Origin of the sequence: Kitasatospora sp. NPDC086009 (genome assembly GCF_044540385.1) — a bacterium.
In the GTDB taxonomy this organism is placed as follows: domain Bacteria; phylum Actinomycetota; class Actinomycetes; order Streptomycetales; family Streptomycetaceae; genus Kitasatospora.
Genome location: NZ_JBITSA010000001.1, coordinates 1,149,478 through 1,175,167, shown reverse-complemented (window position 1 = coordinate 1,175,167; position 25,690 = coordinate 1,149,478). Strand labels below are relative to the sequence as shown.

Sequence of the window (25,690 nt, the reverse complement as noted above, 5' to 3'; positions counted from 1 at the left end):
GCCATGAGCGACTGGCAGAAGTCCTCCGCAAGCGGGAACAGCAACCAGTGTGTCGAGGTCCGCGTGGCAGGCAACGGCCTGATCGAGATCCGCGAGTCCGACGACCCCGACTCGATCGTCGTCACCACGCCCAGGAAGTTCGCCCTCTGGCTCGAAGGCGTCAAGCGCGGCGAGTTCGACCACTTCGGCCGCGCCTAGACGAATCGTTCCGGCGGCCCCTCGCAGGCCGCGAGGGGCCGCCGGGTCAAGTCCACCGATCTGAAGGGTTGAGGAGTATGAACGACTGGAAGAAGGCCTCACTCGGCGGCGAGGCCCACGAGTCCCTCGAAGTCCGCACCGCCGACGACATGGTCGAAATCCGTGATCCCGGCACCGGCGACATCATCGTCCGCACCACCCCACGCAAGTGGGCCGCCTTCCTCCTCGGCGTGAAGGCCGGCGAGTTCGACCACTTCGTCGCCTGAGCGAATCGTTCCGGTGGCCCCTTGCGCGCGCAAGGGGCCACCGGAACAGCCCGTGATCAGGCGGTCGCCTCAATGTGTTCGAAGATGTCCGCGTCCGTCTTCTGCTGCCACTCCGGCAGCGCGTCCCAGTCCGCGACATAGCCCGGCTTCGGATTCTCGATGTGCTTGTGGATCTGGGCAATCCAGCAGAGCGCGACGAACCTGCCCTTCTGCTCGCGGCTGAGCTTCGCCGTATTGCCGGCGCTCACCTCGCCCGCAGCCTCGTCGTCACTTCTCGATGAGCCGGTCCATGGGGCCGAGGAGCTGCGCCCGTCGCTGCATTCCGACGACGGGCCGGCCCTGGAACTCCCGGACGCGGACCACATCAAAGCCCTGGGACTTGTCATACCGGACCAGGCCCTCTTCGGAGGTGACGCGCCGCACCCACGCCTTGCCCTCACGGCCGGCCCGGTCCACCGCCCACCAGGCGATACGGGAGCCCAACCCTTCTCCGATCGTGGCCGGGTCCGTGAGCGTGCTCACGAGGACCAGCGATTCCTCGGCGCGCTCCTCGTCGGTGAATACGGCCCGCCCCAGGCTGTCCAGAACGATGGTGCACCCCAGGGCGATGTCGTCGGCTCCGGTGATGACCCACATCGGGGCGACCCCGTCACCGGCCCTGCTGGCGATCAGCTCCGCAGTCTGTGGCCACGGCTCGTGTCCGGCCCGCTTCATCCAGACGAAGCGGCGCGAGGCAAACTCCTCGATCCGTCCTCGATCGCTGAGAGCTGCGGGGCGCATGCGATACACGAGTGCTCCGATGGCCTCGGGGAGCACCCAGGCTAGACGATCCACACCCCACGCAGGGGGAAGCATGAGCGACACCAACGGCCTTGCCACTACGTACTTGTTGCACTACTGCGCGGTCCGCAGGAGTTGGCCGTGTTCGGGGAACGGACAAGGACGACCGGGCTACGAACTAGGTGGTTGAAGCGTCATCGTGGGCGCCGGGCCCGGCTGCACAGGAAGTCGGGCCGGCCGACTTCCTGGGCAGCGAGCAGGGACGCTGGTCACCCGGCGGGCCCGGATGGTCCGGGGCCGCCGGACTCGGCAGGACGGCGGCCAACGACGTCGGCTCCTGCGAGCGCCGCGCGGTTCCTCCGGTGGGAGCGGGCCCCGCCCGCCAGGGCTACATCCGATCCGGGGCCTGGAGGCCGAACAGGTCCAGGCCCCGGGCCGACGTCCGCGCGGTCAGCCGGCACAGGGCCAACCGGTTCGCCCGCACGGCCGAAGTCTCTGCCCGGTGTGCTCCCGTAGAAGTCGGTGGAGCCGGTTCCGGGACCCGGACTACGCTCGGGCGAACGACGTACTCGAAGCCGGGAAGGCGCTGTGGCCTCGAACGATCTCTACTCCCGTACCTCCGTGCGGCCATCGTGGGAGGCGCTTCCGGCGGCCGTCCGGGACTCCGTCGAGTCCGTGCTCGGCTCGCCCGTCGCCGCGGCCGTGACGCAGGCGGGCGGGTTCAGCCCGGGGCTCGCCGTGCGGGCCGGGCTCGCGGACGGGCGGGCGGTGTTCCTCAAGGGCGTCGCCGCCGACCACCCCGTCCACCCGACGTACGCCACCGAGGCGACCGTCAACCGCAGCTTCGGGCCCCGGGTGCCCGCGCCGCGGATGATCGACTCCTGGGAGGGCGGCGGCTGGCTGCTGATGGCCTTCGAGGACGTGGCCGGGGGCCACCCCGACCTCGGGCCCGGCTCGCCCGACCTCCCGGCGGTACTGAAGCTCCTCGACCTGCTCCCCGCGACCGTCGACCCGTCCCCCGTACCCGACGGGCCGACCGTCGCCGCCTCCCTCGGGGACCGCTTCCACGGCTGGCGGCTCCTGGCCGAGGAGCAGGCCGAGCTCGATCCGTGGTCCGCGCGCCACGTCGAGCGGTTGGCGGCCGTCGAGCACGACTGGTTCGACCACTCCGGCGGCGCTTGCCTCCTCCATGTGGACCTGCGCGCCGACAACATGCTGATGCGCGACGGGGCTGCCCTCGCCGTCGACTGGACCTACCTCCACCAGGGCGCCGCCTGGATCGACCCGGCCTTCCTCGTCCCGCAGCTGATCCGGGCCGGCCACACCGCCGGCCGGGCGGAGGAGCTGATCGGGCGCGCCGCCTCCTGGCACGGCGCCCCGCCGGAGGCGGTCACCTCGTTCGCGGTCGCCCAGGCCGGATACTGGGAGCGCAACTCCCGCCTCCCGGCCCCGCCCGGTGTGCCGTACCTGCGCGACTACCAGGCCCGCATGGCGGCGGTCGGACGGGCCTGGATCGCCCACCGGACCGGGTGGCGCTGACCGATCGACAGAGACGAGCCGCCCGTGCCGACCAGCGCGCCCCTGATCCGCAGTGACGTCCCCGGCTCCTTCCCCTGGAGCGTGTTCCACGAGCGCCACCCGAAGCTCCTGGGCCAGGTCCTCGACGCGCTGCCGTACGGTCCCGGCGAGCGGGCGGCGGTGGAGCGGCTGCTGGTGGAGAGCACCGCGGGCGTCCTGACGCCGCCGGGCGCGGGCGTCCACGACCGGGAGCGGTGGCTGGCGTGGGGCGAGGGGCTCTGGGGCCGGCCGTGGGGCGAGGCGCCGTTCCTGTGGGCGGAGAACTGGTTCTACCACCGTCTGCTCGACGCCACCGGCTACTTCCGCCCCGGGGCCTGGCAGGGCATCGACCCGTTCGGCCCGTTCAAGGCCGCCGAACTGGCGGGCCCGGCGGTGGACGACGAGCTGGCCGCGCTGGAGCCGCTGGGCGAACTGCCACCCCGGCAGCGGGCGCGCGCCCTGGTGACGTCGGCCCTGTGGGGCAACCGCGCGGACCTGAGCTTCGGGCTGACGGCGGCCGACGACGGCCCCGTCGCCGAGCTGGTCGCCGACGACAGCGCACTGTTCTGGACCGAGCTGGAGCGGACCCGCGGCGGCCGGGTCTGCGTCGTCGCGGATAACGCCGGCCGGGAGCTGCTGCCGGACCTGGTGCTGATCGACCACCTGCTCGACGACGGCCTGGCCGCCGAGGTGGCGCTGTACGTGAAGCCCCGGCCGTACTTCGTGTCGGACGCGACCCCGGCCGACCTGCTCGCCACCGTCGAGCGCCTGCGGGCGGCGCCCACGCCCCGGGCGGCGGCGATCGGCCGGCGGCTGTGGCGGGCCCTCGGCACGGGTGAACTCACCGTCCGCGCCGACGCGTTCTTCTGCGCGCCGCTGACCTTCCACGACCTGCCCGCCGGCCTCCGGGCGGAGTTCGCCGGGGCGGCCATGACGGTCTTCAAGGGCGACCTCAACTACCGCCGCCTGGTGGGCGACCGGCTCTGGCCGCCGACCACGCCGTTCGCGGCGGCGGTGGCGCACTTCCCGTCCTCCGTCGCGGCGCTGCGGACGCTCAAGTCGGACGTGGTCGTCGGCGTCGAACCCGCCGTCCTCGCCCGGTTGGAGGCCACCGGCGCTCCGTGGCGCACCACCGGCCGGCACGCGGTCGTCCAGGTGCACCGCCGGGCGGCCGCGGGCTGACGGCGGCCGCGCGCCGTCCGAGCGGTGAAAAGGGCGGGAGGAGGTCGCCCGGGCTTCGATACACTGCGCACGCCCACAGTGGACCTTCGCTCTGTGTGGCAGCCCGGAGTCCGGCCGCGCGTGCCGGGACTCCGTTGCGGCCCCCAGACCCTGCGCCTGTCACGGCACTCCGGGCTGGGGTGCGTGCGGGAGAAATTGGAGCATCCGAGGATGGCTCGGCACCTGATCACCAGCGCCCTTCCGTACATCAACGGGATCAAGCACCTGGGCAACATGGTCGGGTCCATGCTCCCGGCGGACGTCTACTCCCGGTACCTGCGCCAGCGCGGGCACGAGGTGCTGTACATCTGCGCCACCGACGAGCACGGGACGCCGGCCGAGCTGGCCGCGCAGGAGGCCGGGCTGCCGGTCGCCGAGTTCTGCGCGCAGGCGCACGACCAGCAGAAGGCCGTCTACGACGGGTTCCGGCTGTCGTTCGACCACTTCGGGCGCAGCTCCTCGCAGCAGAACCGGGAGATCACCCAGGAGATCGCCCGTGAGCTGCACGCCAACGGGTTCATCGAGGAGCGGGCGATCCGCCAGGTGTACTCGGTCACCGACGGGCGGTTCCTGCCGGACCGGTACATCGTCGGCACCTGCCCGCACTGCGGCTACGACAAGGCGCGCGGCGACCAGTGCGAGAACTGCACCCGGGTGCTCGACCCGACGGACCTGCTGGAGCCGCGCTCGGCGATCAGCGGCAGCTCGGACCTGGAGGTGCGCGAGACGAAGCACCTCTTCCTGCTCCAGTCGAAGCTGACCGACCAGGTCGAGGAGTGGGTCGACGCGCACGGCGACCAGTGGCCCGTCCTGGCGTCCTCGATCGCCCGCAAGTGGCTGACCGAGGGGCTGCAGGACCGCGCCATCACCCGTGACCTGGAGTGGGGCGTTCCGGTGCCGGCCGACGTGTGGCCGGAGCTGGCGGCCGCGGGCAAGGTCTTCTACGTCTGGTTCGACGCCCCGATCGAGTACATCGGCGCGACCAAGGAGTGGGCGGACTCGGCGGTCGGCGGCGAGACCCGGGACTGGAAGTCCTGGTGGTACGAGGCCGACGACACCGTCCGGTACACGGAGTTCATGGCCAAGGACAACGTCCCGTTCCACACGGTGATGTTCCCGGCCACCCTGCTCGGCTCGCGCAAGCCGTGGAAGAAGGTCGACTACGTCAAGGCCTTCAACTGGCTGACGTACTACGGCGGCAAGTTCTCGACCAGCCAGAAGCGGGGCATCTTCACCGATGTCGCGCTGGAGCTGCTGCCGGCCGACTACTGGCGCTACTTCCTGATGGCGCACGCCCCCGAGTCGGACGACTCCAGCTTCACCTGGGACCTCTTCTCCTCGGTCGTCAACAAGGACCTCGCCGACACCCTCGGCAACTTCGTGAACCGTGTGCTCTCCTTCAGCCGCAAGCGGTTCGGCGGCGACGTCCCGGCCGGGCACGCGGCGGGCGAGGCGGAGCAGCGGCTGGGCGCGCAGATCGCCGACCTGCTGGCCGAGTACGAGACCCAGCTGGAGGCGCTGAACTTCCGCAAGGCCGCGCAGAGCCTGCGCACGCTGTGGAGCGCCGGCAACGCCTACCTGGACGAGAAGGCGCCCTGGCTCCAGGTGAAGACCGACCCCGAGGCCGCCGCGCTGACCCTGCGGACGGCGATGAACCTGATCCACCTCTACGCCGTCGTCTCCGAGCCGTTCATCCCGGCGGCGGCGCAGGCCATGCGCGAGGCGTTCGCGCTCGCGGACGACGCCCCGGCCCGCACCCGGGCGTGGGTGAGCGCCGAGGAGGCGCGCGCGCTGGACTTCGTGCCGGCGGGCACCGCGTTCACCGTGCCGCCGGTGCTGTTCGCCAAGATCACCGACGAGGACCTGGCCGCCTGGACCGCCCGCTTCGGCGGCGGTGAGTAGCGGCACACCGTAGGCGTGGTGGCCCCCGTCGCCGGTCGGCGACGGGGGCCGCTCCTGCGAGGACGGCCGGTCAGGGGCCCGTTTCGGCGGCCACCCAGGCGAGGTAGTCGCCGCTGCCGGAGACCACCGGGACGGCGACGACCTCGGGGGTGTCGTAGTCGTGGTGCTCGGTGATGAACGCGGTGAGCCGGGTGGTGAGCCCGGCGCGGGTCTTGAGGTCGACGCGCCACTCGGCGCTCTCCCGCACCTCGCCGTCCCAGCGGTAGACCGACCGGACCGGGTAGAGCTGCGCGCACGCGGCCAGCCGCTCGCGCACCGCGGCGGCGGCCAGGGCGCGGGCCTTGGACTCGTCGTCGTGGGTGGTGGTGACCACGACGACATCGGGGTTCGAAGCTGCCATGCGGCGACCGTACCGCCCGGCGTTCGGCACCGGGCCGCGCGGCGTGTGGCACCGTCGCGCCCGGCGTTCGGCACCGGGCCGCGCAGGAAGTCGGCCGGGCCGACTTCCTGCGCGCGAGGGTGAGCGGGGTGCGGGTGCGGGAGCGGCCGGGTGGTGCGCTCAGCCGAGGGAGCGGCGCGCCGTACCGAGGAGCGGGGCGAGGTCGGGGGCGGCGGCGGCCTCCTCGTCCAGGGCGGCGCCGAGGGTCTCCTCGTAGGTGGCGCGGGCCTCCTGGTGACGGGCGCGGCCGGCGGTGGTGATCACCGTGTAGACGCCGCGCTTGTCGTCCGGACAGAGGTCCCGGTAGGTGAAGTCCGCGGTGTGCAGGCGGGCGACCAGTCGGGTGACCGAACTCTGGTTGAGGCCGAGGACGGCGGCGAGGTCCTGCATGCGCAGCTCGCCCTTGGGGGCCTCGGAGAGGAAGCCGAGGGCGCGGTACTCGGACAGGCCGAGCCCGTGCCGGCGCTGGAGGGCGGTGGCGAGCCGGCCCTCGACATGGGCGTGGAGGGCGGTGAGCCGGCTCCACATCCGGGAATCCGACGGCCCGGCGTCCGGGTCGCCGCTGGTGGGGCTGGGTTCCGGGTCCATGGGCTGCTCCTGGCACAGGCGGGGCGGATTGACACAGGTTACTTGTACATGCATGCTCTTGCCCAGTCGACATCAATTTGCACATACATGCAATCACTTATCCGCGACGAACCCGGGGGTTCTCCCATGGCCTGGATCTACTTGCTGATCGCCTCGCTCTTCGAGGTCGTCTTCGCCCTCGCGACGAACGCCACCCACGGCTTCACCGTGCTGGTCCCGTCCCTGCTGACCGCCGGGGCGGCGGCGGGCGGGATCTTCTTCCTCAGCCTCGCCCTGAAGACCCTGGACGTCGGGGTCGGCTACACGGTGTGGACCGGGATCGGCTCGGTCGGCACCGTCGTCCTCGGCTCGGTGATCTTCCACGAGTCGATGAACCCCGGGAAGGCGGCGGCCTTCGTCCTGATCATCGGCGGGGTGCTCGGCCTCAAGCTCTCCGACCGCCCCGGCGGCGCGGAGCAGCCGGCGGGGAGCGCCGGGCAGCCGACCGGGGGCACCGGCCGGCCGGCCGGGAAGGCCGAGCGGCCGGCCACCGCCTGAGCCCGCGCAGCCGACCGACCCCGCCCTCCCCCGCCGCCCCACCACCCAAGGAGCCCACCGTCATGGCCTGGACCTTCCTCGCGATCGCCGTCGTCTTCGAGATCGTCTTCGCCCTCGGCACCAACGCCACCCACGGCTTCACCAAGCTCTGGCCGTCCGTCCTCACCCTGCTGGCCGCCGCGGGCGGCATCTTCACACTCAGCCTGGCGCTCAGGACGCTGGACGTCAGCGTCGGCTACACCATCTGGACCGGCCTCGGCTCGATCGGCACGGTCGTCCTCGGCGCCGTGCTCTACAAGGAGCGGATCACGCTCCCCAAGCTGCTCTCCTTCGCTGCGATCATCGCCGGCGCCGTCACCCTGAAGCTGGCCTCCGGCCTCTGACCGGCGGCGGGCGCGCCGTCCGCGCGCCCGCCCGGGCGGTCCCCGTCAGGCCGTGCCGGCCGCCCGGGCGGTGTGGACGGTGATGGCGGTGAGGTAGAAGGCGTCGGGGCGGTTCAGGATGCCGGTCGGCGCCTCGCGGTCGAGCAGGGCGTCCAGAGTGGCCAGGTCCTCCGCGTCCAGGCCCGCGTCCACCTGGGCGCGGCGGCGCTCCACATGGGCGTACAGGTGCTCGCGCCCCGGGGCGGCGAGCGGGGCCGGCCACTCCGCCAGGAAGGTACGCGAGCCGGCCGGGGTGAGGCCCGCGCGGGACAGCATGCCCGGCCAGTCCTCCACCTCCGCAACGGAGCCCGGGAGTTGGGCGCGCATCGCGGCGAAGACGTCCTCATGGGTCGCGTCCAACCGGGCCTGCAGGCCGGGGCGGCCGAGGCCGAGGTCACGCGGCAGGAAGCGCAGCGGCAGGCCGCGCTCGGCGACGGCGAGCAGACCGCCCGGACGCAGCGAGCCGGCCAGCTCGGTCAACGCCGCCTGCTGGTCGCCGAGATGGTGGATCGCCTGGGAGGACCAGATCAGATCGGCCGTGCCCAGCCCGCCGAACTCGGCGGGCAGCTCGGCCTGCCGGGCGGTGACACGGCCGGACGAACGGGCCACCGCGCGCTCCAGCAGGGCGGCGGACTGGTCGACGGCGACCACCTCGGCGGCCGGGAAGGCATCGGCGAGCACGGTCGCGACGACCCCCGGGCCGCTGCCGATGTCGAGCACCCGCCCCACGGGGATGCCGTCCATCAGCTCGCCCAGCCACCCGGCGGCCCCGACGAACGCGGGGGTGTTCAGCTCGCCCTCGCGCTCCAGGTAGGTGACGAGCGCCGCCCAGTCCGGGTCGGACCCGGAGCCGTGGTGGCCGTGATCGTGGCTGTGGCCATGGCCGTGCGCGTCGGCGTTCGCCGACTCGGGAGCGGGGGCGGGGGCGGGAGCGGGGGCGTCGTGGTGGTGCGGGCGGTGCATGGGGTGCTCCGTTCAGGTCGGTGGCGGCTTCGGCGTCGGCGTCGGGTCCGGCGAGCCCGGCAGCGGGTCCGGTGGCGGGCCCCGGCGGCGGACCCCGGCGGCGGCCCCACCGGTGCGGTCGCCGGCACCGCCAGCCTGCGACGGGCCCCGCATCATCGGCAAGCTTTGTTGCCGGTTCCGCAAACCGTGCCCCGGCCGGTCCCCGGTGCGACACCGGACGACGCGCGGCGACCACCGGGGTCACGCCGGAGCCGGTCACCGACGGGACGCCGCCGCCCCTTGCCCTGGAGTGCACTCCAAGATCTACCGTCGGGGGCGAGCGACCCGGCTCCCGGCCGGGGACGGCCACCCACCACAGCAGGGGGACCAGCACCATGCGCTACCGCATCCTCGGCGGCACCGGCATCGAGGTCAGCGCCTACTGCCTCGGCACCATGATGTTCGGAGCGGTCGGCAACCCCGACCACGACGACTGCGTCCGCATCATCCACACCGCCCTCGACCAGGGCATCAACTTCGTCGACACCGCCGACATGTACTCGGCGGGCGAGTCCGAGGAGATCGTCGGCAAGGCGCTGCAGAGCCGCGGCAACCGCGACGACGTCGTCCTCGCCACCAAGGTGCACTTCCCGATGGGCGAGGGCCGCAACCGGGGCGGCAACTCGCGGCGCTGGATCATCCACGAGGTGGAGGAGAGCCTGCGCCGGCTGCGCACCGACCGGATCGACCTCTACCAGGTCCACCGGCCCGACCACACCACCGACATCGAGGAGACCCTCTCCGCACTCGGCGACCTCGTCACGGCCGGCAAGATCCGCGCCTTCGGCTGCTCGACCTTCCCCGCCGCGGAGATCGTCGAGGCGTACCACGTCGCCGAGCGGCGCGGCCTGCCCCGCTTCCGCACCGAGCAGCCGCCGTACTCGCTGCTCGCCCGGGGCATCGAGCGGGACGTGCTGCCGACCGTCCAGCGGCTCGGCATGGGCGCGCTGACCTGGAGCCCGCTCGCCTCCGGCTTCCTCACCGGCCGCTACCGCAAGGGCCGCCCGATCGACCTCGGCACCGGCCGGGCCGCCCTCCACCCCGGCCGCTTCGACCCCGCGCTGCCGGTCAACGTGGCCAAGCTGGACGCCGTCGAGGAGCTGACCGCGCTCGCCGAGGACCTCGGCCGCACCCTGCCCGAACTGGCCCTCGCCTTCCCGCTCGCGCACCCGGCCGTCACCTCGGTGATCATCGGCCCGCGCACCGGGGAGCAGCTGGCGGCGGCCCTCAAGGGCGCCGACCTCACCCTGGACGACGCCGCCCTCGACCGGATCGACGCCATCGTGGCGCCCGGCACGAACGTCTACCACCCGGACGGCGTCTGGCAGCCGCCCGCCCTCACCGACGCGGCGCTGCGCCGCCGCCCCGGGACCGACCGCGCGGCGGGCTGAGGGCGGCGAGCGCCGGCCCGCCCGCCCGCTCCGCCTACCGGCGCAGCAGGTCGACCACGCCGGTCAGGTCCTCCGCCCCGGCGCCCTCCGCGAGCCGGCGGGCCATCAGCGCGAAGTACGGGGCGAGCAGCTCGGCGCTGACACCCTGCTCCTCGGCGGTGCGCAGGAAGGTGGGCGTGCCGGCGACCTGCATCGCGAGGTTGGAGACCACGCCCACGGTGTAGTCACCGCTCTCCAGCTGCAGGGCGGTCCCCGTCACCGAGTCGGCCATCGCCCGGAGCCAGGAGGTCAGCAGCGGCGCGAGGTCGCTCGGGGCCACCGCCTCCCCGCCGATCAGCGCGAAGGCGTGCGCCACCCCGGCGAACATGCCGTACATGGCACTCAGCAGCGCCACGTCGTACAGGGCGGCGAACCCGGCGTCCGCCCCGACGAAGCGGGTGCCGGCCGGGACGGACAGGGTGTCGCGGTGCTCCTCGAACAGCGCCTGCGAGCCGCTGTAGAAGACGTACGGACCGGCCTCCGGAACGCCGATCATCGGCGGGACGGCCATGATCCCGCCGTCCAGGTAGCGGCCGCCGCGCTGCTCGACCCACGCGGCGCGGGCGCGGGCCAGGCCGGGGGTGCTGGTGACGAGGTCGACCACGTCCCGGCCGGCCAGGTCGACGCCGTCCAGCGCCGCCTCGACGGAGGCGTCGTCGAGCAGGCAGACGACCACCAGGCGGTTGGCCGCGACCGCCTCGGCGGGGGTGGCGGCGACGGTGGCGCCCAGGGCGGCGAGCGGTTCGGCCCGCGCGGCGGTGCGGTTCCAGACGGTCAGCGGATGCCCGGCGGCGAGCCAGGCCCGGGCCAGCGCGGTGCCCATCGCGCCGAGGCCGAGCAGGGTGAGGGAGGGAGCGGGGGTGGACTTCGACACGGGGTCAATGCTGTTCTCTGCCATGCCGATCAGGCTCGTCGCCCGGGCCGCCGGCGGACAAGTACGCACCTCGAAGTGGGTGGTTACCCTGGGGTGAGCGAGCAGGTCGGAAGGGGTGGGCATGGCGACGGTGCCGAGGCCGGGCGGGTACGTCTGCGGGATCGACGCGGCGATGGACGTGATCGGCGGCAAGTGGAAGGTACTGATCCTCTGGGCGCTGGACGAGCGGCCGAACCGCCGCTTCGGCGAGCTGCGCCGCCTGGGGCCGGGGATCACCGAGAAGGTGCTCGCCGCCCATCTGCGCGAGTTGGAGGCCGACGGAATCGTGCGCCGCGAGGCGTACGACGAGGTGCCGCCGCGCGTCGAGTACTCGCTGACGCCGGTCGGGGCGCGGCTCAACGCCGCGCTGGCACCGCTGGGGGCCTGGGGCCGCGAGCACGTCCTCGGCGGGGCCCCGCACCCCGGCGGGGGAGCCGCGTAGGGCCCGGACGGCGCGGGCCCGTACGGCGCGCGGGCCCGTACGGCGCGCGGGTCGAACGGCGCGCGGGTCGGACGGCGTGGTCCCGAGCCCGCGGGGGGGGGGGCGGGCGCGCGGGCCTCCGACGGCGGCTCAGGCGATCGCGGCCGCCACGATCGCCGCCACCGCGATGTTGCAGCTGGCGGTGACCCAGACCGCCGGGTGCGGCTCGGGGTCGACCAGGATCGCGCCGAGCTTGCCGGGCGTCAGGACGTCCACCGCCCAGAACGCGACGGCCATCAACACCAGGCCCAGCAGGCCGAAGCAGGCCGTGGAGACGAGGCCCTTGCCGAAGTCCTCGTAGGTGTACATGATCGCCGTGAAGACGATGCCGCCGATGCCGAGCAGCGCGGAGCTGAGGACCGCAGCGGCGTTGCGGTTGCGCTCCACCCAGATCTGGTGGCCCAGCCTGCCCGGCGTCAGGACGTCGACCAGGCCGACGCCGAGGAGCAGCAGCACCACACCGACGGCGCCGAAGGCGGCCGCCGCACCGAGGCCGTGCAGGATGTCGTTCATGGGTGTTCGTCCCCCGTGTCCGCTCACTGGAGGCCGCCCGGTCCGGCTCGGCCCGGTCCGACCGTCAAGGATCGGCAAAACATATCCCATCGGGCGTGGCCGGAACAGGAATCCGGGGCCCCTCCCGTACCATCCCGGCCCACGCGTACCATCGGGCGCCATGACGCCGTCCCAGTCCCCCACCACAGCCACCGGCACCGGCAGCCCGGGGCCGGACGCCCGGCGCCGCTCGGGCTTCGTCACCCTCGGCATGGTCGGCACCCTCGCCCTGGCGCTCTCCGGCTGCTCCTCCGGCGGCGGCACCCCGCCGAGCCGCTGCGTCGACCCGACGACGCTCAAGGTGCTCGACAGCCACGCGTGCACGGGCGGCACCACCACCGCCGCCGGCCGCTGGTACTACTGCGGCTCCGGCGGCACCACCGCGCTCGGCGGCACCTTCGACAAGGCCGCCACCAAGCGCGGCGGGTTCGGCTGCCCCGCCGGCTCCAGCGGCTCGGGCGGGGGCTGACCGCGGTGCGCCGCAGAACCATCGCCCCGCGCCCGGACTGGCTGGCCACCGTCGAGGGCCAGGGCCTGATCTACGCCATGTGCTCCGACCCCTGCAACCAGGGCGGCCCGCACGCCTACTGGGACGAGAGCGGGTACTACGAGTTCTCGCTGCCCGAGGTGGAGGCGCTGGAGGAGGTGGTCGAGGAACTGCATGTGATGTGCCTGGCGGCCGCCGACCACGTGGTCCGCACCGGCCGGTTCGCGGACTACGGGATCACCGACCCCCGGCTCGCCATGACCGTCGCCGAGTCCTGGCGGCGGCGCGCCGAACAGCCGGCCCTCTACGGGCGCTTCGACCTCGCGTACGACGGCACCGGACCGGCCAAGCTGTTCGAGTACAACGCCGACACCCCGACCTCGCTGATCGAGGCGGCCGGCCCGCAGTGGTTCTGGATGGAGGAGCGCTTCCCCGCCGCCGACCAGTGGAACTCGCTGCACGAGCGGCTGGTCGCGTCCTGGGCCCGGCAGAAGCACCTGCTGCCGTCCGGCCCGGTGCACTTCGCCCACTCGCGCGGCGACACCGAGGGCGAGGACTGGATGACCACCCTCTACCTCCAGGAGTGCGCCGAACAGGCCGGCATCGAGACGGTCGGCATCGCGATGGAGGACATCGGCTGGGACGGCCTCTCCGGCCGGTTCGTCGACCTCGAACACCGCTTCATCCGCTCGGCGTTCAAGCTCTACCCGTGGGAGTGGCTGGCCGAGGACGAGTTCGGCGAGCAGCTGCTGGACGTCATCGACCACGGCGGCGGCACCGGCTCCACCCTCTGGATCGAGCCGGCCTGGAAGATGCTGCTCTCCAACAAGGCGCTGCTGGCGGTGCTCTGGGAGCTCTACCCGGGCCACCCCAACCTGCTGCCCGCCTACCTGGACGGCCCGCGTGAACTCGCCGACCCGGGCGGCCCCGGGTACGCGGCCAAGCCGCTGCTCGGCCGGGAGGGCGCCGGCATCCGGATCGTCGGACCGGACGGCGCCGAGACCCGGCTCGCCGACTGGGCCGGCGACCCGGACCGCTACGGCGCCGAGGGCCACTGCTACCAGCAGTACCACCCGCTGCCCGACTTCGACGGCAACCGCCCGGTACTCGGCACCTGGGTGATCGACGGCGAGGCGGCGGGCCTCGGCATCCGCGAGACGGACGACAGCCCGATCACCCACCAGGGCGCCCGCTTCCTGCCGCACGTCATCGTCTGACCGGCCCGTGAGGGGTGCGGGTGCGGGACCGGCCGGTCCCGCACCCGCCGCGGACCACCCGGGTCAGTCCTGCGCCGTCAGGTGGTCCACGCAGGCGGCGACGGCCAGCAGCAGCCCCACGTCCGCGCCGTCGGCCACCTCCACGCCGTAGGTGTCACGGATCCGGAACCACTTGCGGGAGATCCGGGCGAGCTCGTCGCCGTGCTCGTCCTCGATCCGGTAGTCCTTGTCGATCAGGTCCCCGTGGACCTTCAGCTCGCCGCCACCGGCCAGCTCCACCAGGTACTTGTCGCGGAACGGCGTGAACAGCTTCTCCCGGACGGTCGCCACCACCTCGCCGTCGGCGTCCTCGATCCTCATCGCGTCCCGGACGGTGAACGCCTTCTCCTTCACCACCGCGACCAGCCGGCCGTCGGCGTCCTTCAGCTCGAAGGTGTCGCGCAGCCGCAGCACCTTGCCGTCCACCAGGAACGCCTTGTGCCCCTGATCGTCCTCGATCCAGTAGTCGTCACCGATCGCGAACAGCTTCTCCCTGACCAGGTACCGCATACCGCCTCCTTCGCGTGGACGTGCGATCCATTCGACCCGATCGGCCTCCCCGTGCGAAGCACCGCCACACGACGGAGTTGAATGGGCCCGTGGACCGCTCCGATCCGTCCGACGTCACCGCTGCCGCAGCCGTCACCGACGACACCGACGTCACCGCCGCCGTCCTGCGTACCGAGCGCCTGGACCTGCTGCCGATCGGCCCCGAGCACGCCGAGGGGATGGCCGCCGCCCTCGCCGACCCGGACCTCTACACCTTCACCGGCGGCGGACCGGCCACCGCCGACGCCCTGCGGGCCCGCTACGCCCGGCTCGCGGCAGGCTCTCCCGATCCCGCCGAGGCCTGGGGCAACTGGGTGCTCCGGCTGCGCGCCGACGGCCGGCTGACCGGCTACGTCCAGGCCACCATCGGCCCGGACACCGCCGAGATCGCCTGGGTCCTGGGCACCCCCTGGCAGGGGCGCGGCCTCGCCACCGAGGCGGCGCGCGCCCTGCTCGACCACCTCCGGGCGTCCGGCGTCACCACCGTCCTCGCCCACGTCCATCCCGACCACCGGGCCTCCGCCGCCGTCGCCCGGGCGCTCGGCCTGCGCCCCACCGACGAGCGGCAGGACGGCGAGGTCCGCTGGCGCTCGGCGCCGCTGTCCTGAGCGCGGCCCGGTCCTGAGCGGATCCACTCCCGAGCGCGGTCCGGTCCCGAGCCGGCTCCGGGCACACGGAACCGTCACACTCCACCACCGGATGGTCAAGAACGGCCACGGTCGGCCATGATGTCGCTGCCCTGACCGGGGTGCCCGCACGGGTGCCCCGGCGACGACGCCCGCCCGGAGACTCCCCATGCGCCGACTGACCCATGCCGAATTCCTCGCGATGCGGCGGTTCGACGCGCTGGACGGGCTGCGCGCCGTCGCCGCCGTGATCGTCGTCTTCTTCCACTACGGCGGTCCGCAGTCCCGGTTCCTCTCCGGCTGGATCGGGGTGCACGCCTTCTTCGTACTCTCCGGCTTCCTCATCACCACCCTGATGCTCCGGGAACGGGACCGGACCGGGCGCATATCGCTGCGGAACTTCTACATCCGGCGGGTGTTCCGGATCGTGCCGCTGTACTACCTGGGGCTGCTGATCACCATGGTCGCCGTCTACCGCTCCGGCCACGGCTGGGCGGTGCTGATGGACCACCTGCCGAACTACCTCGGCTTCATGAACGAGTACCACCTCGCCGGCGACACCCCGTACCTGCACACCTGGACCATCGGCATCGAGCAGAAGTTCTACCTGGTCTGGCCGCTCGCGCTGATCCTGGTCGGCCTGATCTCCGACCGGCTCCGCATCCCGCTCGCCGTGGCCGCGATCGCCCTCGTCCTGGTGCCGTACAACGAGACCTGGAAGGGCATGGGCCTGCACTACTCGGTGCTGCTGATCGGCGCGCTGCTCGCCGTCCTGCTGCACAGCCGCCGCGGCTTCGCCCTGCTCAGCCCGCTGACCCACCCGGTGGTCGGCGCGGTGGCCGGGGCCGGCTTCCTCGTCCTGCACGCCCACCTGCCGGACCTGACCGACCACTTCGGCAGCGAGCAGCCCACCATCTTCCTCTTCGGCCTCGGCGTCGCCCTCCTGCTGCCCACCCTGCTCGGCCCCGGCCCGGGCCGCCTGCTGCTCTCGCTGCGCCCGCTGGTCTTCGTCGGCGAGCGCTCCTACGGCCTCTACCTGCTCCAGGCCTCGGCCGTCAGCCTCACCGCCGCCCTGGCCCCGTGGCTGCCCGGCGGCACCCCCACGTTCGCCGCCGCCGTCTGCCTGGTCGCGCTGGCCGCCGCCGACCTGCTGCACCGCCGCCTGGAGACACCGATGATCGAGGCCGGCCGCCGTCTGATCACCTGGTGCGACACCGTCTCCCGACGGGCCCGCCCCACCGTGCCCGCCCCGGCCGTCGCCCCCGACGCCACCGCCGACCCCCCGGCCACCCCCGCCCTCGCCGGCAGCCCCCGCCCGGAGTGACCACCCGCCGGAAGCCCCCGGCCCCCGGGCGCAATCCCCCGCCGACCACAGGAATGAGGAGCACCCCACGTGCGGTTTGATGGGGGTATGGCATCTCGTGCACGTGTACGCGCCCCCGAGCTGGTCGGGGCAGGCGGTTGGCTGAACACCGGCGGCAAGGACCTCACCCTCGCCGACTTCCGGGGCAAGATCACCGTCCTGGACTTCTGGACCTTCTGCTGCATCAACTGTCTGCACGTCCTGGACGAGCTCCGTGAGCTGGAGGAGAAGCACCGCGACACCGTGGTGATCGTCGGCGTGCACTCGCCCAAGTTCGTGCACGAGGCCGACCACCAGGCCGTGGTCGACGCCGTCGCCCGGTACGAGGTGCACCACCCGGTGCTGGACGACCCGGCGCTCGCCACCTGGAAGCAGTACGCGGTGCGCGCCTGGCCGACGCTGGTGGTGATCGACCCCGAGGGGTACGTGGTCGCCCAGCACGCCGGTGAGGGCCACGCGCACGCCATCGCCCGGCTGGTGGAGGAGCTGGAGGAGGAGCACGCCGCCAAGGGCACGCTGCGCCGCGGCGACGGTCCGTACGTGGCGCCGGAGCCCACCGCGGGGGACCTCAAGTTCCCCGGCAAGGCCGTCCGGCTGCCGAACGGGCACTTCCTGGTCGCCGACTCCGGGCACCACTCGCTGGTCGAGCTGGCCGAGGACGGCGAGAGCGTCGTCCGCCGGATCGGGGACGGCGTGCGCGGCCTGGTCGACGGCACCTCCCCCCGGTTCAGCGAGCCGCAGGGTCTCGCCCTGCTCCCCGAGGGCTCGGCCTACGACGTGATCGTGGCCGACACCGTGAACCACGCGCTGCGCGGCGTCCGGCTGGCCGACGGCAGCGTCGACACCCTGGCCGGCACCGGCCGGCAGTGGTGGCAGGGCTCGGCCACCGAGGGCCCGGCCCGCGAGGTCGACCTCTCCTCGCCGTGGGACGTCGCCTGGTTCGACGGCGAGGTCTGGATCGCCATGGCCGGTGTCCACCAGCTCTGGGCGTACGACCCGGCGGCCGGCACCGTCCGGGTCGCGGCCGGCACCACCAACGAGGGCCTGGTCGACGGCCCCGCCGCCGAGGCCTGGTTCGCCCAGCCGTCCGGCCTGGCGGTCTCGGCGGACGGCGAGCGGCTCTGGGTGGCCGACTCGGAGACCTCGGCGCTGCGTTCGGTTTCACGTGAAACGAAGGCGGTCGAGACCGCCGTCGGCACCGGCCTCTTCGACTTCGGGCACCGCGACGGCGAGGCGGGGCAGGCGCTGCTCCAGCACCCGCTGGGCGTCACCGTGCTGCCCGACGGCTCGGTGGCCGTCAGCGACACCTACAACCACGCGCTGCGCCGCTTCGACCCGGCCGGCGGCGAGGTGACCACGCTCGCCACCGACTTGCGCGAGCCCTCCGGCGCGGTGCTGGTCGACGACGACATCGTGGTGATCGAGTCCGCCCGGCACCGGCTCACCCGGCTGCGGCTGCCCGAGGAGGCCGTCCGGGTCGAGTCGGTGGCGCACCGCACCCAGCGGGCCGCCACCGAGGTCGCCGCCGGCGCGTTCCAGCTGGACGTGGTCTTCTCGGCGCCCACCGGCCAGAAGCTGGACGAGCGCTACGGCCCGTCCACCCGGCTGCTGGTCAGCTCCACGCCGCCCGAGCTGCTGGTCTCCGGCGCGGGCGCGGACTCCGCGCTCTCCCGCGAGCTGGTGCTCTCCGACCAGGTGGCCGAGGGCGTGCTGCACGTCTCGGCGATGGCCGCCTCCTGCGACGACGACCCGGAGATCGAGTTCCCGTCCTGCCACGTCCACCAGCAGGACTGGGGCGTGCCGGTGAAGCTGACGGCGGACGGCACGCGCCGGCTGCCCCTGGTGCTCGCCGGGATGGAGTAGCCGCGTTCCGGGCGACGCCCGGGAACGCCGAAGGGCCCGGCCACCCGGCCGGGCCCTTCGGCGTCGGGGTCCGTGGACCCCCGGGGCGTGCTCAGCCCTCCAGGAAGGCCTTGATCGCGGACGCCAGCAGGAACGGGTCGTCCGCCCCGCACAGCTCGCGCGCCGAGTGCATGGACAGGGCCGCGATGCCGCAGTCCACCGTGCTGATCCCGAGCCGCGCCGCGGTGATCGGGCCGATCGTCGTACCGCAGGGCATGGCGTTGTTGGAGACGAAGGTCTGCCACGGCACGCCGGCCTTCTCGCAGGCCGCCGCGAAGACCGCCCGGCCGATACCGTCGGTCGCGTACCGGTTGTTGACGTTGACCTTCAGGATCGGTCCGCCGTTGGGCATCGGGTGGTGCCCCGGCTCGTGCCGCTCGCTGTAGTTCGGGTGGACGGCGTGGCCCATGTCGGAGGAGAGGCAGACGGTGCCGGCCAGCGCCCGCGCGCGGTCCTCCGGGCTGCCGCCGCGCGCGTAGACGCTGCGCTCCAGCACGTTGCCGAGCAGCGGGCTCTGCGCGCCGGTGTCCGACTCGCTGCCGGTCTCCTCGTGGTCGAAGGCGGCCAGCACCGGGATGTACGGCAGGTCGTCGCCGGCCACGGCGGCCAGCGCGGCGGTGGCCGCGTGCACCGAGAGCAGGTTGTCCAGGCGCGGTCCGGCCAGCAGCTCGCGGTCCCGGCCCAGGTAGCTGGCGGGCTGCACGTCGTGCGTCATGAGGTCCCAGCCGGCCACCTCGGCGGCGTCCACCCCGGCGCGCTGGGCGACGTAGTCGATCAGCGAACCCTCGTCGACCGGGCCGAGGCCCCAGATCGGGGTCAGGTGGCGCTGCTTGTCGAGCTTCATCCCCTCGTTGACCTGGCGGTCCAGGTGGATCGCCAGCTGCGGCACGCGCAGCAGCGGCTCGTCCAGCTGCACCAGCCGCGAGCTGCCGTCCCGCAGCGCGAGGCGCCCGGAGAGGCCGAGGTCCCGGTCGAGCCAGGTGTTCAGCGGCACGCCGCCGTAGATCTCCACCGCGACCTGTCGCCAGCCCGCCGACCCGGTGTCCGGCACCGGCTTCACCCGCAGGTTCGGGGAGTCGGTGTGGGTGCCCACGACGCGGAACGGCGTCTGCGGACCGGCGCCCTGCGGCACGTACCAGGCGATCAGCGCGCCGCCCCGGATCACGTAGCGGCCCCCGGCCGTCGCGTCCCAGGCGTCCGTCTCGGCCACCTGCCGGAATCCCGCCTTCTCCAGCCGCTCGGCGGCGCTGGCGACCGCGTGGTAGGGCGACGGTGAGGTACCGAGGAAGGCAATCAGATCATCGGTGTGCGTCCGGTCGAAGAAAGCCTGACGGGCGGCGGTCGACATGCTGCTCCTGAGTCGAGGGAGGGCTGAAGCCGGATGGGGGGTCGGCTTCGCACCTTGAGCATATGCCCGTACACGGACAGGACACTCGGATCCCCCCAACGGATGCAGAACGCGGACAGAAACGTGAACTGACGCCGCGCCGGGCCCCGCGCACCCTGCGACCGCGCCCGGTAGCGGACCGTCATCCCGGGCCCGTGACCGGGGGCGGCGGCCCGCCGGGGCGGCCGGGCCGGGCACACCGAAGGGCCCGGTCGAGGAACCGGGCCCTTCGGTGTGAGGGTGGGGTCAGGCGGTCATCGGGGGTGCGGGCGTCAGAACGCCTCCTCCGCCAGGTCCATGATCTCGTTGTCGATGCCCTCGGCGATCAGACGCTGCGAGCCGACGGTCGGCAGGATGTTCTTGGCGAAGAAGCGGGCCGCCGCGACCTTGCCCTGGTAGAAGGCGATGTCCTTCTCCGAGGCGCCGGCCTCCAGCTTGGCCAGGGCCACCGCGGCCTGGCGCAGCAGCAGCCAGCCGACCACGACGTCGCCGGAGACCATCAGCAGGCGGGTGGTGTTGAGGCCCACCTTGTACATGTTCTTGACGTCCTGCTCGACCGAGGAGAGGTCCGCCAGCAGCTTGCCGACGATCGCCTCCAGGTCGCCGGCGGCCTTGGCGAGCAGCTCGCGCTCGGCGGCCAGGGCGTCGCCGCCCGCGGCCGAGCCGAGGAACTTCTGGATCTGCTCGGACAGCGCGGTGAGCGCCTGGCCGCCGTCCTTGACGATCTTGCGGAAGAAGAAGTCCTGGCCCTGGATCGCGGTGGTGCCCTCGTAGAGGGTGTCGATCTTGGCGTCCCGGATGTACTGCTCGATCGGGTACTCCTGCAGGTAGCCGGAGCCACCGAAGGTCTGCAGGGACTGGGCGAGCTGCTCGTAGGACTTCTCCGAGCCGTAGCCCTTGACGATCGGCAGCAGCAGGTCGTTCAGGCGCTCGGCGGCCTCGTCGCTCTCGCCGCGCAGGCGGGCGGCGAGCACGTCGTCCTGGGTGGAGGCGGTGAGCAGGACCAGCGCGCGCATGCCCTCGGCGTACGCCTTCTGGGTCATCAGCGAGCGGCGAACGTCCGGGTGGTGCGTGATGGTGACGCGCGGGGCGGTCTTGTCCAGGAACTGCGAGATGTCGGCGCCCTGCACGCGCTCCTTGGCGTACTCCAGCGCGTTCAGGTAGCCGGTGGAGAGGGTGGCGATGGCCTTCGTGCCGACCATCATCCGGGCGAACTCGATGATCTTGAACATCTGGCGGATGCCGTCGACCTTCTCGCCCAGCAGCCAGCCCTTGGCCGGGTGCTTGGCGCCGAAGGTCATCTCGCAGGTGTTCGAGGCCTTGAGGCCCATCTTGTGCTCGACGTTGGTCGCGTAGACGCCGTTGCGCTCGCCGAGCTCGCCGGTCTCCCAGTCGAAGTCGTACTTCGGCACGATGAAGAGGCCGAGGCCCTTGGTGCCCGGCTTGCCGCCCTCGGGGCGGGCCAGCACCATGTGGATGATGTTCTCGGACATGTCGTGCTCGCCCGAGGTGATGAAGCGCTTCACACCCTCGATGTGCCAGGAGCCGTCCTCCTGCTTGACCGCCTTGGTGCGGCCGGCGCCGACGTCCGAACCGGCGTCCGGCTCGGTCAGCACCATGGTGGAGCCCCAGAGGCGGTCGGTCATCCGCTTGGCGACCTCCAGCTGCTCCTCGGTGCCCTCGTCGGCGATGACGCCGGCGAAGGCCGGGCCGGAGGAGTACATCCAGATGGCCGGGTTCGAGCCGAGGATCTGCTCGGCGAAGCCCCAGATCAGCGAGGACGGGGTGACCTGGCCGCCGATGGACTCCGGGATGCCCAGGCGCCACCACTCGGCGTCCATGAAGGCCTGGTAGCTCTTCTTGAACGTGTCCGGGATCGGCGCGGTGTTCGTCTCCGGGTCGAAGACCGGCGGGTTGCGGTCGGTGTCGGTGTAGGAGGCGGCGAGGTCGTTCTCGGCAAGGCGCGTGATCTCGCTCAGGATGTTCTTCGCGGTCTCGACGTCCATGTCCGCGAACGGTCCGGTGCCGTAGACCTGCTCGCGGCCGAACACCTCGAAGAGGTTGAACTCCACGTCCCGCAGGTTGGACTTGTAGTGACCCATCGCCGTTTTCTCCGGTTCGTCGCTTCCGGGAGACCGCCGCGTTCGGGCGCCCCGTACCCACCAGTAGGCATCATGATGCTACCCAGCGGTAACATGTTTCAAGCCCCTGACCGTGAATCCGCTATGAACGTGGTCACGTCCCACAAGGCGGGACGGCCACTCCTTGTCAGGATCGACGCCCGCACGGGCGGGTGCGCTCCCGCTAGCCTGTCCGTGTGTACGGCTATGACCAGAACGCATACCCGGGTGATCCCTACCAGCAGCAGGCGGGACCGCAGCCGGGCATGAACGGCATGCCCGGCGCCGGCCCCGGCCCGTACGGCGAGCAGCCGCAGGCGGCGCAGCAGCAGTCCCTCTACCCCGAGCCGTCCCCGCCGTCGCTGGCGGACGCGGTCCGGGCCTTCACCACCGGCTCGATGGCGGTGGAGGACTTCCAGGCCATCTTCATCACCTCCAAGGTGCACTGCCCGCGCGGCGAACGCCCCGGATTCCTGGCGCTGCACAACACGCCGACCCCGGTGATCCCGATGTTCAGCTCGCTGAAGGAGCTGCGCCGCTACGCCGGCAAGGACTCGAAGCACTTCACCGTCACCGGTGCCGAGGTGCTCGACCTGCTGCCGACCGGCTACGGCTTCGCGCTGGACATGGAGGGCGAGCACCGGATGGTGTTCGACGCCAAGGCGGTCGAGCAGATGGTCGACTTCACCATGCGCCGCATGTACGGCTGACGGCCCGCCCGGCCGCCGGCGCCACCGCCGCGGCCGGCGGGCCCCCGCGCAACGGGCCCCGGCCCTCCCGTCGGGACATAGTTCAATGTTCAACTTGCTTCTTGTTGAGAGTTGAACTAATCTCGTGGACGTAGGCAAGAGGAACCCCCGAAGGAGGCCGACATGCCAGCCGTGACCGTCGAAAACCCGCTCGTTCTGCCGCGTATCGCGGCGCCCGCCGCCGACTCCCGGCCGCGTCCCGTGCTGGCCGTGTCGACCGCCCCCAGCGGCTTCGAGGGCGAGGGCTTCCCGGTCCGCCGCGCCTTCGCGAAGATCAACCAGAAGTACCTGGACCCGTTCATCATGATGGACCAGATGGGCGAGGTGGACTACGCGGCCGGCGAGCCGAAGGGGACCCCCTGGCACCCGCACCGCGGCTTCGAGACGGTCACGTACATCATCGACGGGACCTTCATCCACCAGGACTCGCACGGCGGCGGCGGCGTCATCACCGACGGCGACACCCAGTGGATGACGGCCGGCTCCGGCCTGCTGCACATCGAGACTCCGCCGGAGTCGCTGGTGATGTCCGGCGGACTCTTCCACGGGCTGCAGCTCTGGGTGAACCTGCCCGCCGCGGACAAGATGATCGCGCCGAAGTACCAGGACATCCGCGGCGGCAGCGTGAAGCTGCTCGCCTCGGAGGACGGCGGCGCGCTGGTCCGCCTCATCGCCGGTGACATCGCGGGCCACCAGGGCCCCGGCGCCACCCACACGCCCATCACGATGATCCACCTGACCGTGAACCCCGGCGCCCAGGTCACCCTGCCCTGGCGGGCCGACTTCAACGGCCTGGCCTACGGCCTCGCCGGCAGCGGTTCGGCGGGCACCGAGCGGCGCCCGTTCCACCTGGGCCAGGCCGTCGTCTTCGGCGAGGGCGACTCCCTCACCATCCGGGCCGACGACGCCCAGGACTCCCGGAGCGAGGGCTTCGAGGTCGTCCTGCTCGGCGGGCTGCCGATCCGGGAGCCGGTCGCCCACTACGGCCCGTTCGTGATGAACAGCCACCGCGAGCTCCAGCAGGCCATGGAGGACTTCCAGGCCGGCCGCCTCGGCACCATCCCCGCCGGCGCCAACTGAACACCGCGGGACCGGCGTACGACCGCGGCGGCCCGCCGAATCCCGTACGGGGTTCGGCGGGCCGCCGCGCTGTCTCCCACCGCCGCCGGTACGGCGATGTGAGCCATCGTCGGATTCGGACGGACCGTCAGTCCCAGCCGTTGTTCATGGCGACCGTGACGGCCCCGCCCCGGGCACCGGTCGCCGCGTCGATCAGCGAGACGGCCGGCGCGACCAGCAGGGTGACGGACAGCACGACCGCGGCCGGAGCGATACGGCGGACGATGGCCATGGCGTTCATTGGAATTCCCCCAATTACCTGCCCGCGAGATGGCGCGGGCACTGACGTGTGAATTCGTGGCGAGCCTGATCCGGCTCGGCACTTTCGGCGGCTTCTCCTTGGTTTCCGAGGAGCTCCCCCTGCCGACACCTCTACTCTCACACGGTCGAGATGGCCTGACCATGGAATCGGTAGGCCAGGGTGTTGCCATGTCACGTTGCTGCCGTCGTCACCCTTCCGCGTCCGGCTCGCCGGACAGCAGGACCTCCCCGAACTGCGGGACGAGCGTCGCCCCGACCCGGACCAGGTGCCCGCCCCGCAGGCCCGAGCAGTAGGCCAGGCAGAGCTCCCGGGCGGCCTCCTCGGCCTCCCGGACCAGGGCCCGGGAGAGGAAGAGCACGGCGCGGACCGCCCCGTCCCGGGGCTCGGCGTAGACGTGCCGCAGCCCGTGCCCGGGCTCGGCGCAGCGCAGCAGGCCGCCGCGGACCTCCTCCGCGGAGGGCCCGTCGGCCGGAATGGCCAGATCGGCCAGGACGATGTGCATGGCTACCCAGGGAGGGATGGCGGGAAGCGGCCGCTGTCGGGGGACCGGCGACCGCCTCCCACCGCGGCGGTCAGTACAGGACCAGGCCGTTGTCGGCCCGGTGGCCGCGGCTGCGGCGGTGGTCGAGGTGCACGAAGGTCCGGTGCAGCCAGCGGTCGTGGCCGTCGTAGCGGGCCTCGAAGGAGGTCCGCCCGTGCACCGACAGGCGGTTGTCCACGAAGGCCAGCTCGCCGGGCTGGAGCACCAGCATCGCCGAGACGTCGAGCAGGGCGCCGCGCAGGATCTCCAGGGCCGCCGTGGCGGTCTCGTCCAGACCGGTGGTGGCGCTGAAGTCGACCCGGATGTTCGGGTCGTCCGCCGCGCCCTCCAGCACCGGGTGGTACTCGGTCCCGGCGCCGGTGTGGAAGGACGGCGGCGGCTGCGTGACGAAGCGCGGCTGCATCAGGACCTCGATCACGTTGTCCGGGATGATCAGCAGCGCCCGGCGGATCGACGACACCAGGGTGCCGGCGGTGCCGCTGTGGTCGTTGCGCAGGCAGAACAGCCCGACGTAGTCCGGACGGTGCGGGTGGAAGGCGTTCTCCACGTGCAGTTCCAGCAGCGTGCCGGAGCCGGCGTTGCTCTGCGACTCCTCGCGCCCCGGCACCGGGACGACGTTCTGCACCAGGGCGCCGGACTTCTCCTCGCGGTACGCGACGACCTCGCCCAGGGCCAGGCTGACCAGGGCCGAGATCGCGGCCGGAACGGTGGCCACGCGCTCGACCGACTCCGGGACCGTCGGGGTCACCGGCAGCGCGTCCACGTCGTTCGGCAGGTTGCGCAGGATCAGCAGGCCGTCCGGGCCCGGGTCGTGGCGGTAGCGGCGGACCGCCTCCCGGACGCGCAGCGGCAGCCGCGCGGAGAGCTTGCGGGCGGCTCCCATCCACGCGATCTCGTCGACCATGCCGCGCTCGACCCCGACGAGCTGCACGGCCAGGGCGTACACCTCGTCGCGCTCGGCGTCGGTCAGGGTGACGGCACTGGTGGTGTGGATTGACGACGACAACACCGTGGTCATCGGATGACCCCTTTCAGGCTTCT

General features: G+C 72.6%; 29 protein-coding genes and 1 pseudogene. 16 read left to right on the top strand and 14 right to left on the bottom strand.

All coding sequences use genetic code 11. The features are described from left to right. Positions 1 to 3: 3 nt before the first annotated feature. Both ACIF6L_RS05230 and ACIF6L_RS05225 read left to right on the top strand, forming a co-directional pair. Entirely contained in the window at positions 4 to 198 is a 195-nt protein-coding gene (locus ACIF6L_RS05230) for a DUF397 domain-containing protein (protein WP_396491219.1), read from the top strand. Between the two features lie 77 nt (positions 199 to 275). After that, the gene (locus tag ACIF6L_RS05225) at positions 276 to 464 is read left to right on the top strand and encodes a DUF397 domain-containing protein (RefSeq protein WP_396491218.1); all 189 of its coding nucleotides are present in this window, start codon (positions 276 to 278) and stop codon (positions 462 to 464) included. Positions 465 to 520: 56 nt separating this feature from the next. Here the strand turns inward: ACIF6L_RS05225 and ACIF6L_RS05220 are convergent. The 3 genes and pseudogenes from ACIF6L_RS05220 to ACIF6L_RS05210 form a co-directional block, all read right to left on the bottom strand. Then, positions 521 to 757 (bottom strand): annotated as a pseudogene (locus ACIF6L_RS05220) (hypothetical protein); the annotation flags it as partial. Further along, positions 732 to 1,253, bottom strand: a complete 522-nt coding sequence (locus ACIF6L_RS05215) for a hypothetical protein (protein ID WP_396491217.1) — start codon at positions 1,251 to 1,253, stop codon at positions 732 to 734. The gene ACIF6L_RS05215 and the pseudogene ACIF6L_RS05220, both read right to left, overlap by 26 nt. 379 nt (positions 1,254 to 1,632) lie before the next feature. After that, entirely contained in the window at positions 1,633 to 1,875 is a 243-nt protein-coding gene (locus tag ACIF6L_RS05210) for a DALR anticodon-binding domain-containing protein (RefSeq protein ID WP_396491216.1), read from the bottom strand. Between ACIF6L_RS05210 and ACIF6L_RS05205 the strand changes: the two genes are divergently transcribed. The 3 genes from ACIF6L_RS05205 (at position 1,833) to metG (ending at position 5,924) form a co-directional block, all read left to right on the top strand. After that, a complete protein-coding gene (locus ACIF6L_RS05205; RefSeq protein WP_396491215.1) occupies positions 1,833 to 2,783 on the top strand; it encodes a phosphotransferase family protein in 951 nt (316 codons plus the stop codon). The two genes, ACIF6L_RS05210 and ACIF6L_RS05205, sit on opposite strands and share 43 nt — an antisense overlap. Before the next feature lie 24 nt (positions 2,784 to 2,807). Then, on the top strand, positions 2,808 to 3,983 hold the full coding sequence (locus tag ACIF6L_RS05200; protein ID WP_396491214.1) for a damage-control phosphatase ARMT1 family protein: 1,176 nt from the start codon (positions 2,808 to 2,810) through the stop codon (positions 3,981 to 3,983). 210 nt (positions 3,984 to 4,193) lie between these two features. After that, on the top strand, positions 4,194 to 5,924 hold the full coding sequence (gene metG / locus ACIF6L_RS05195; protein ID WP_396491213.1) for a methionine--tRNA ligase: 1,731 nt from the start codon (positions 4,194 to 4,196) through the stop codon (positions 5,922 to 5,924). Positions 5,925 to 5,994: 70 nt separating this feature from the next. On the opposite strand, the gene cutA is transcribed toward metG, so the two are convergent. Both cutA and ACIF6L_RS05185 read right to left on the bottom strand, forming a co-directional pair. Then, positions 5,995 to 6,324: a divalent-cation tolerance protein CutA gene (cutA, locus tag ACIF6L_RS05190; protein ID WP_329489001.1), complete on the bottom strand. Its 330-nt coding sequence runs from the start codon at positions 6,322 to 6,324 to the stop codon at positions 5,995 to 5,997. A gap of 159 nt (positions 6,325 to 6,483) precedes the next feature. Continuing rightward, on the bottom strand, positions 6,484 to 6,951 hold the full coding sequence (locus ACIF6L_RS05185) for a MarR family winged helix-turn-helix transcriptional regulator (protein ID WP_396491212.1): 468 nt from the start codon (positions 6,949 to 6,951) through the stop codon (positions 6,484 to 6,486). A gap of 126 nt (positions 6,952 to 7,077) precedes the next feature. Here ACIF6L_RS05185 and ACIF6L_RS05180 point away from each other — a divergent pair, with 126 nt between their 5' ends. Both ACIF6L_RS05180 and ACIF6L_RS05175 read left to right on the top strand, forming a co-directional pair. Continuing rightward, on the top strand, positions 7,078 to 7,488 hold the full coding sequence (locus tag ACIF6L_RS05180) for a DMT family transporter (RefSeq protein ID WP_396491211.1): 411 nt from the start codon (positions 7,078 to 7,080) through the stop codon (positions 7,486 to 7,488). Positions 7,489 to 7,550: 62 nt separating this feature from the next. After that, positions 7,551 to 7,871 (top strand): DMT family transporter, encoded by a 321-nt coding sequence (locus ACIF6L_RS05175; protein WP_396491210.1) that lies wholly within the window; start codon positions 7,551 to 7,553, stop codon positions 7,869 to 7,871. A 45-nt stretch (positions 7,872 to 7,916) separates the two neighbouring features. On the opposite strand, the gene ACIF6L_RS05170 is transcribed toward ACIF6L_RS05175, so the two are convergent. Continuing rightward, on the bottom strand, positions 7,917 to 8,873 hold the full coding sequence (locus ACIF6L_RS05170) for a class I SAM-dependent methyltransferase (protein WP_396491209.1): 957 nt from the start codon (positions 8,871 to 8,873) through the stop codon (positions 7,917 to 7,919). 374 nt (positions 8,874 to 9,247) lie between these two features. Between ACIF6L_RS05170 and ACIF6L_RS05165 the strand changes: the two genes are divergently transcribed. Then, positions 9,248 to 10,303, top strand: coding sequence for an aldo/keto reductase (locus ACIF6L_RS05165; RefSeq protein ID WP_396491208.1), 1,056 nt, complete (start codon positions 9,248 to 9,250; stop codon positions 10,301 to 10,303). Positions 10,304 to 10,337: 34 nt separating this feature from the next. Here the strand turns inward: ACIF6L_RS05165 and ACIF6L_RS05160 are convergent, their stop codons facing one another. Beyond that, positions 10,338 to 11,240, bottom strand: a complete 903-nt coding sequence (locus ACIF6L_RS05160; protein WP_396491207.1) for an NAD(P)-dependent oxidoreductase — start codon at positions 11,238 to 11,240, stop codon at positions 10,338 to 10,340. A 97-nt stretch (positions 11,241 to 11,337) separates the two neighbouring features. Here ACIF6L_RS05160 and ACIF6L_RS05155 point away from each other — a divergent pair, with 97 nt between their 5' ends. Further along, positions 11,338 to 11,697 (top strand): winged helix-turn-helix transcriptional regulator, encoded by a 360-nt coding sequence (locus tag ACIF6L_RS05155; protein WP_396491206.1) that lies wholly within the window; start codon positions 11,338 to 11,340, stop codon positions 11,695 to 11,697. A 129-nt stretch (positions 11,698 to 11,826) separates the two neighbouring features. Here ACIF6L_RS05155 and ACIF6L_RS05150 read toward each other — a convergent pair whose 3' ends face one another. Further along, the gene (locus tag ACIF6L_RS05150) at positions 11,827 to 12,249 is read right to left on the bottom strand and encodes a DUF350 domain-containing protein (RefSeq protein WP_396491205.1); all 423 of its coding nucleotides are present in this window, start codon (positions 12,247 to 12,249) and stop codon (positions 11,827 to 11,829) included. 160 nt (positions 12,250 to 12,409) lie between these two features. Between ACIF6L_RS05150 and ACIF6L_RS05145 the strand changes: the two genes are divergently transcribed. Then, positions 12,410 to 12,757, top strand: coding sequence for a hypothetical protein (locus ACIF6L_RS05145; protein WP_396491204.1), 348 nt, complete (start codon positions 12,410 to 12,412; stop codon positions 12,755 to 12,757). Positions 12,758 to 12,762: 5 nt separating this feature from the next. Next, complete coding sequence (locus ACIF6L_RS05140; RefSeq protein WP_359840377.1) at positions 12,763 to 13,992, top strand: glutathionylspermidine synthase family protein; 1,230 nt, start codon at positions 12,763 to 12,765, stop codon at positions 13,990 to 13,992. Positions 13,993 to 14,055: 63 nt separating this feature from the next. Here ACIF6L_RS05140 and ACIF6L_RS05135 read toward each other — a convergent pair whose 3' ends face one another. Then, positions 14,056 to 14,541, bottom strand: coding sequence for an LURP-one-related family protein (locus tag ACIF6L_RS05135; protein ID WP_359840000.1), 486 nt, complete (start codon positions 14,539 to 14,541; stop codon positions 14,056 to 14,058). A 164-nt stretch (positions 14,542 to 14,705) separates the two neighbouring features. On the opposite strand from ACIF6L_RS05135, the gene ACIF6L_RS05130 reads away from it, so the two are divergent. From ACIF6L_RS05130 to ACIF6L_RS05120, 3 genes are all read left to right on the top strand, one after another. Next, complete coding sequence (locus ACIF6L_RS05130; RefSeq protein ID WP_396491267.1) at positions 14,706 to 15,188, top strand: GNAT family N-acetyltransferase; 483 nt, start codon at positions 14,706 to 14,708, stop codon at positions 15,186 to 15,188. A gap of 187 nt (positions 15,189 to 15,375) precedes the next feature. Beyond that, positions 15,376 to 16,530 (top strand): acyltransferase family protein, encoded by a 1,155-nt coding sequence (locus ACIF6L_RS05125; RefSeq protein WP_396491203.1) that lies wholly within the window; start codon positions 15,376 to 15,378, stop codon positions 16,528 to 16,530. Between the two features lie 87 nt (positions 16,531 to 16,617). Further along, complete coding sequence (locus tag ACIF6L_RS05120; RefSeq protein WP_396491202.1) at positions 16,618 to 18,432, top strand: NHL domain-containing thioredoxin family protein; 1,815 nt, start codon at positions 16,618 to 16,620, stop codon at positions 18,430 to 18,432. A 91-nt stretch (positions 18,433 to 18,523) separates the two neighbouring features. On the opposite strand, the gene ACIF6L_RS05115 is transcribed toward ACIF6L_RS05120, so the two are convergent. Both ACIF6L_RS05115 and ACIF6L_RS05110 read right to left on the bottom strand, forming a co-directional pair. Next, positions 18,524 to 19,819 carry a M18 family aminopeptidase gene (locus ACIF6L_RS05115; protein WP_352291224.1) on the bottom strand — a complete coding sequence of 432 codons (1,296 nt, stop codon included), beginning with the start codon at positions 19,817 to 19,819 and terminating at the stop codon, positions 18,524 to 18,526. 311 nt (positions 19,820 to 20,130) lie between these two features. After that, positions 20,131 to 21,960: an acyl-CoA dehydrogenase gene (locus ACIF6L_RS05110; RefSeq protein WP_396491201.1), complete on the bottom strand. Its 1,830-nt coding sequence runs from the start codon at positions 21,958 to 21,960 to the stop codon at positions 20,131 to 20,133. Between the two features lie 215 nt (positions 21,961 to 22,175). On the opposite strand from ACIF6L_RS05110, the gene ACIF6L_RS05105 reads away from it, so the two are divergent. Next, positions 22,176 to 22,688 carry an SseB family protein gene (locus tag ACIF6L_RS05105; RefSeq protein WP_329488978.1) on the top strand — a complete coding sequence of 171 codons (513 nt, stop codon included), beginning with the start codon at positions 22,176 to 22,178 and terminating at the stop codon, positions 22,686 to 22,688. 162 nt (positions 22,689 to 22,850) lie between these two features. Continuing rightward, positions 22,851 to 23,807: a pirin family protein gene (locus tag ACIF6L_RS05100; protein WP_359840005.1), complete on the top strand. Its 957-nt coding sequence runs from the start codon at positions 22,851 to 22,853 to the stop codon at positions 23,805 to 23,807. 127 nt (positions 23,808 to 23,934) lie between these two features. Here the strand turns inward: ACIF6L_RS05100 and ACIF6L_RS05095 are convergent, their stop codons facing one another. The 3 genes from ACIF6L_RS05095 to ACIF6L_RS05085 all read right to left on the bottom strand — a co-directional run bounded on the left by ACIF6L_RS05095 (position 23,935) and on the right by ACIF6L_RS05085 (position 25,667). Then, a complete protein-coding gene (locus ACIF6L_RS05095; RefSeq protein WP_329488976.1) occupies positions 23,935 to 24,087 on the bottom strand; it encodes a hypothetical protein in 153 nt (50 codons plus the stop codon). Positions 24,088 to 24,295: 208 nt separating this feature from the next. Beyond that, on the bottom strand, positions 24,296 to 24,610 hold the full coding sequence (locus ACIF6L_RS05090) for a hypothetical protein (RefSeq protein ID WP_396491924.1): 315 nt from the start codon (positions 24,608 to 24,610) through the stop codon (positions 24,296 to 24,298). A 70-nt stretch (positions 24,611 to 24,680) separates the two neighbouring features. Next, positions 24,681 to 25,667, bottom strand: a complete 987-nt coding sequence (locus ACIF6L_RS05085; protein WP_396491925.1) for a TauD/TfdA family dioxygenase — start codon at positions 25,665 to 25,667, stop codon at positions 24,681 to 24,683. Positions 25,668 to 25,690 lie beyond the last annotated feature (23 nt).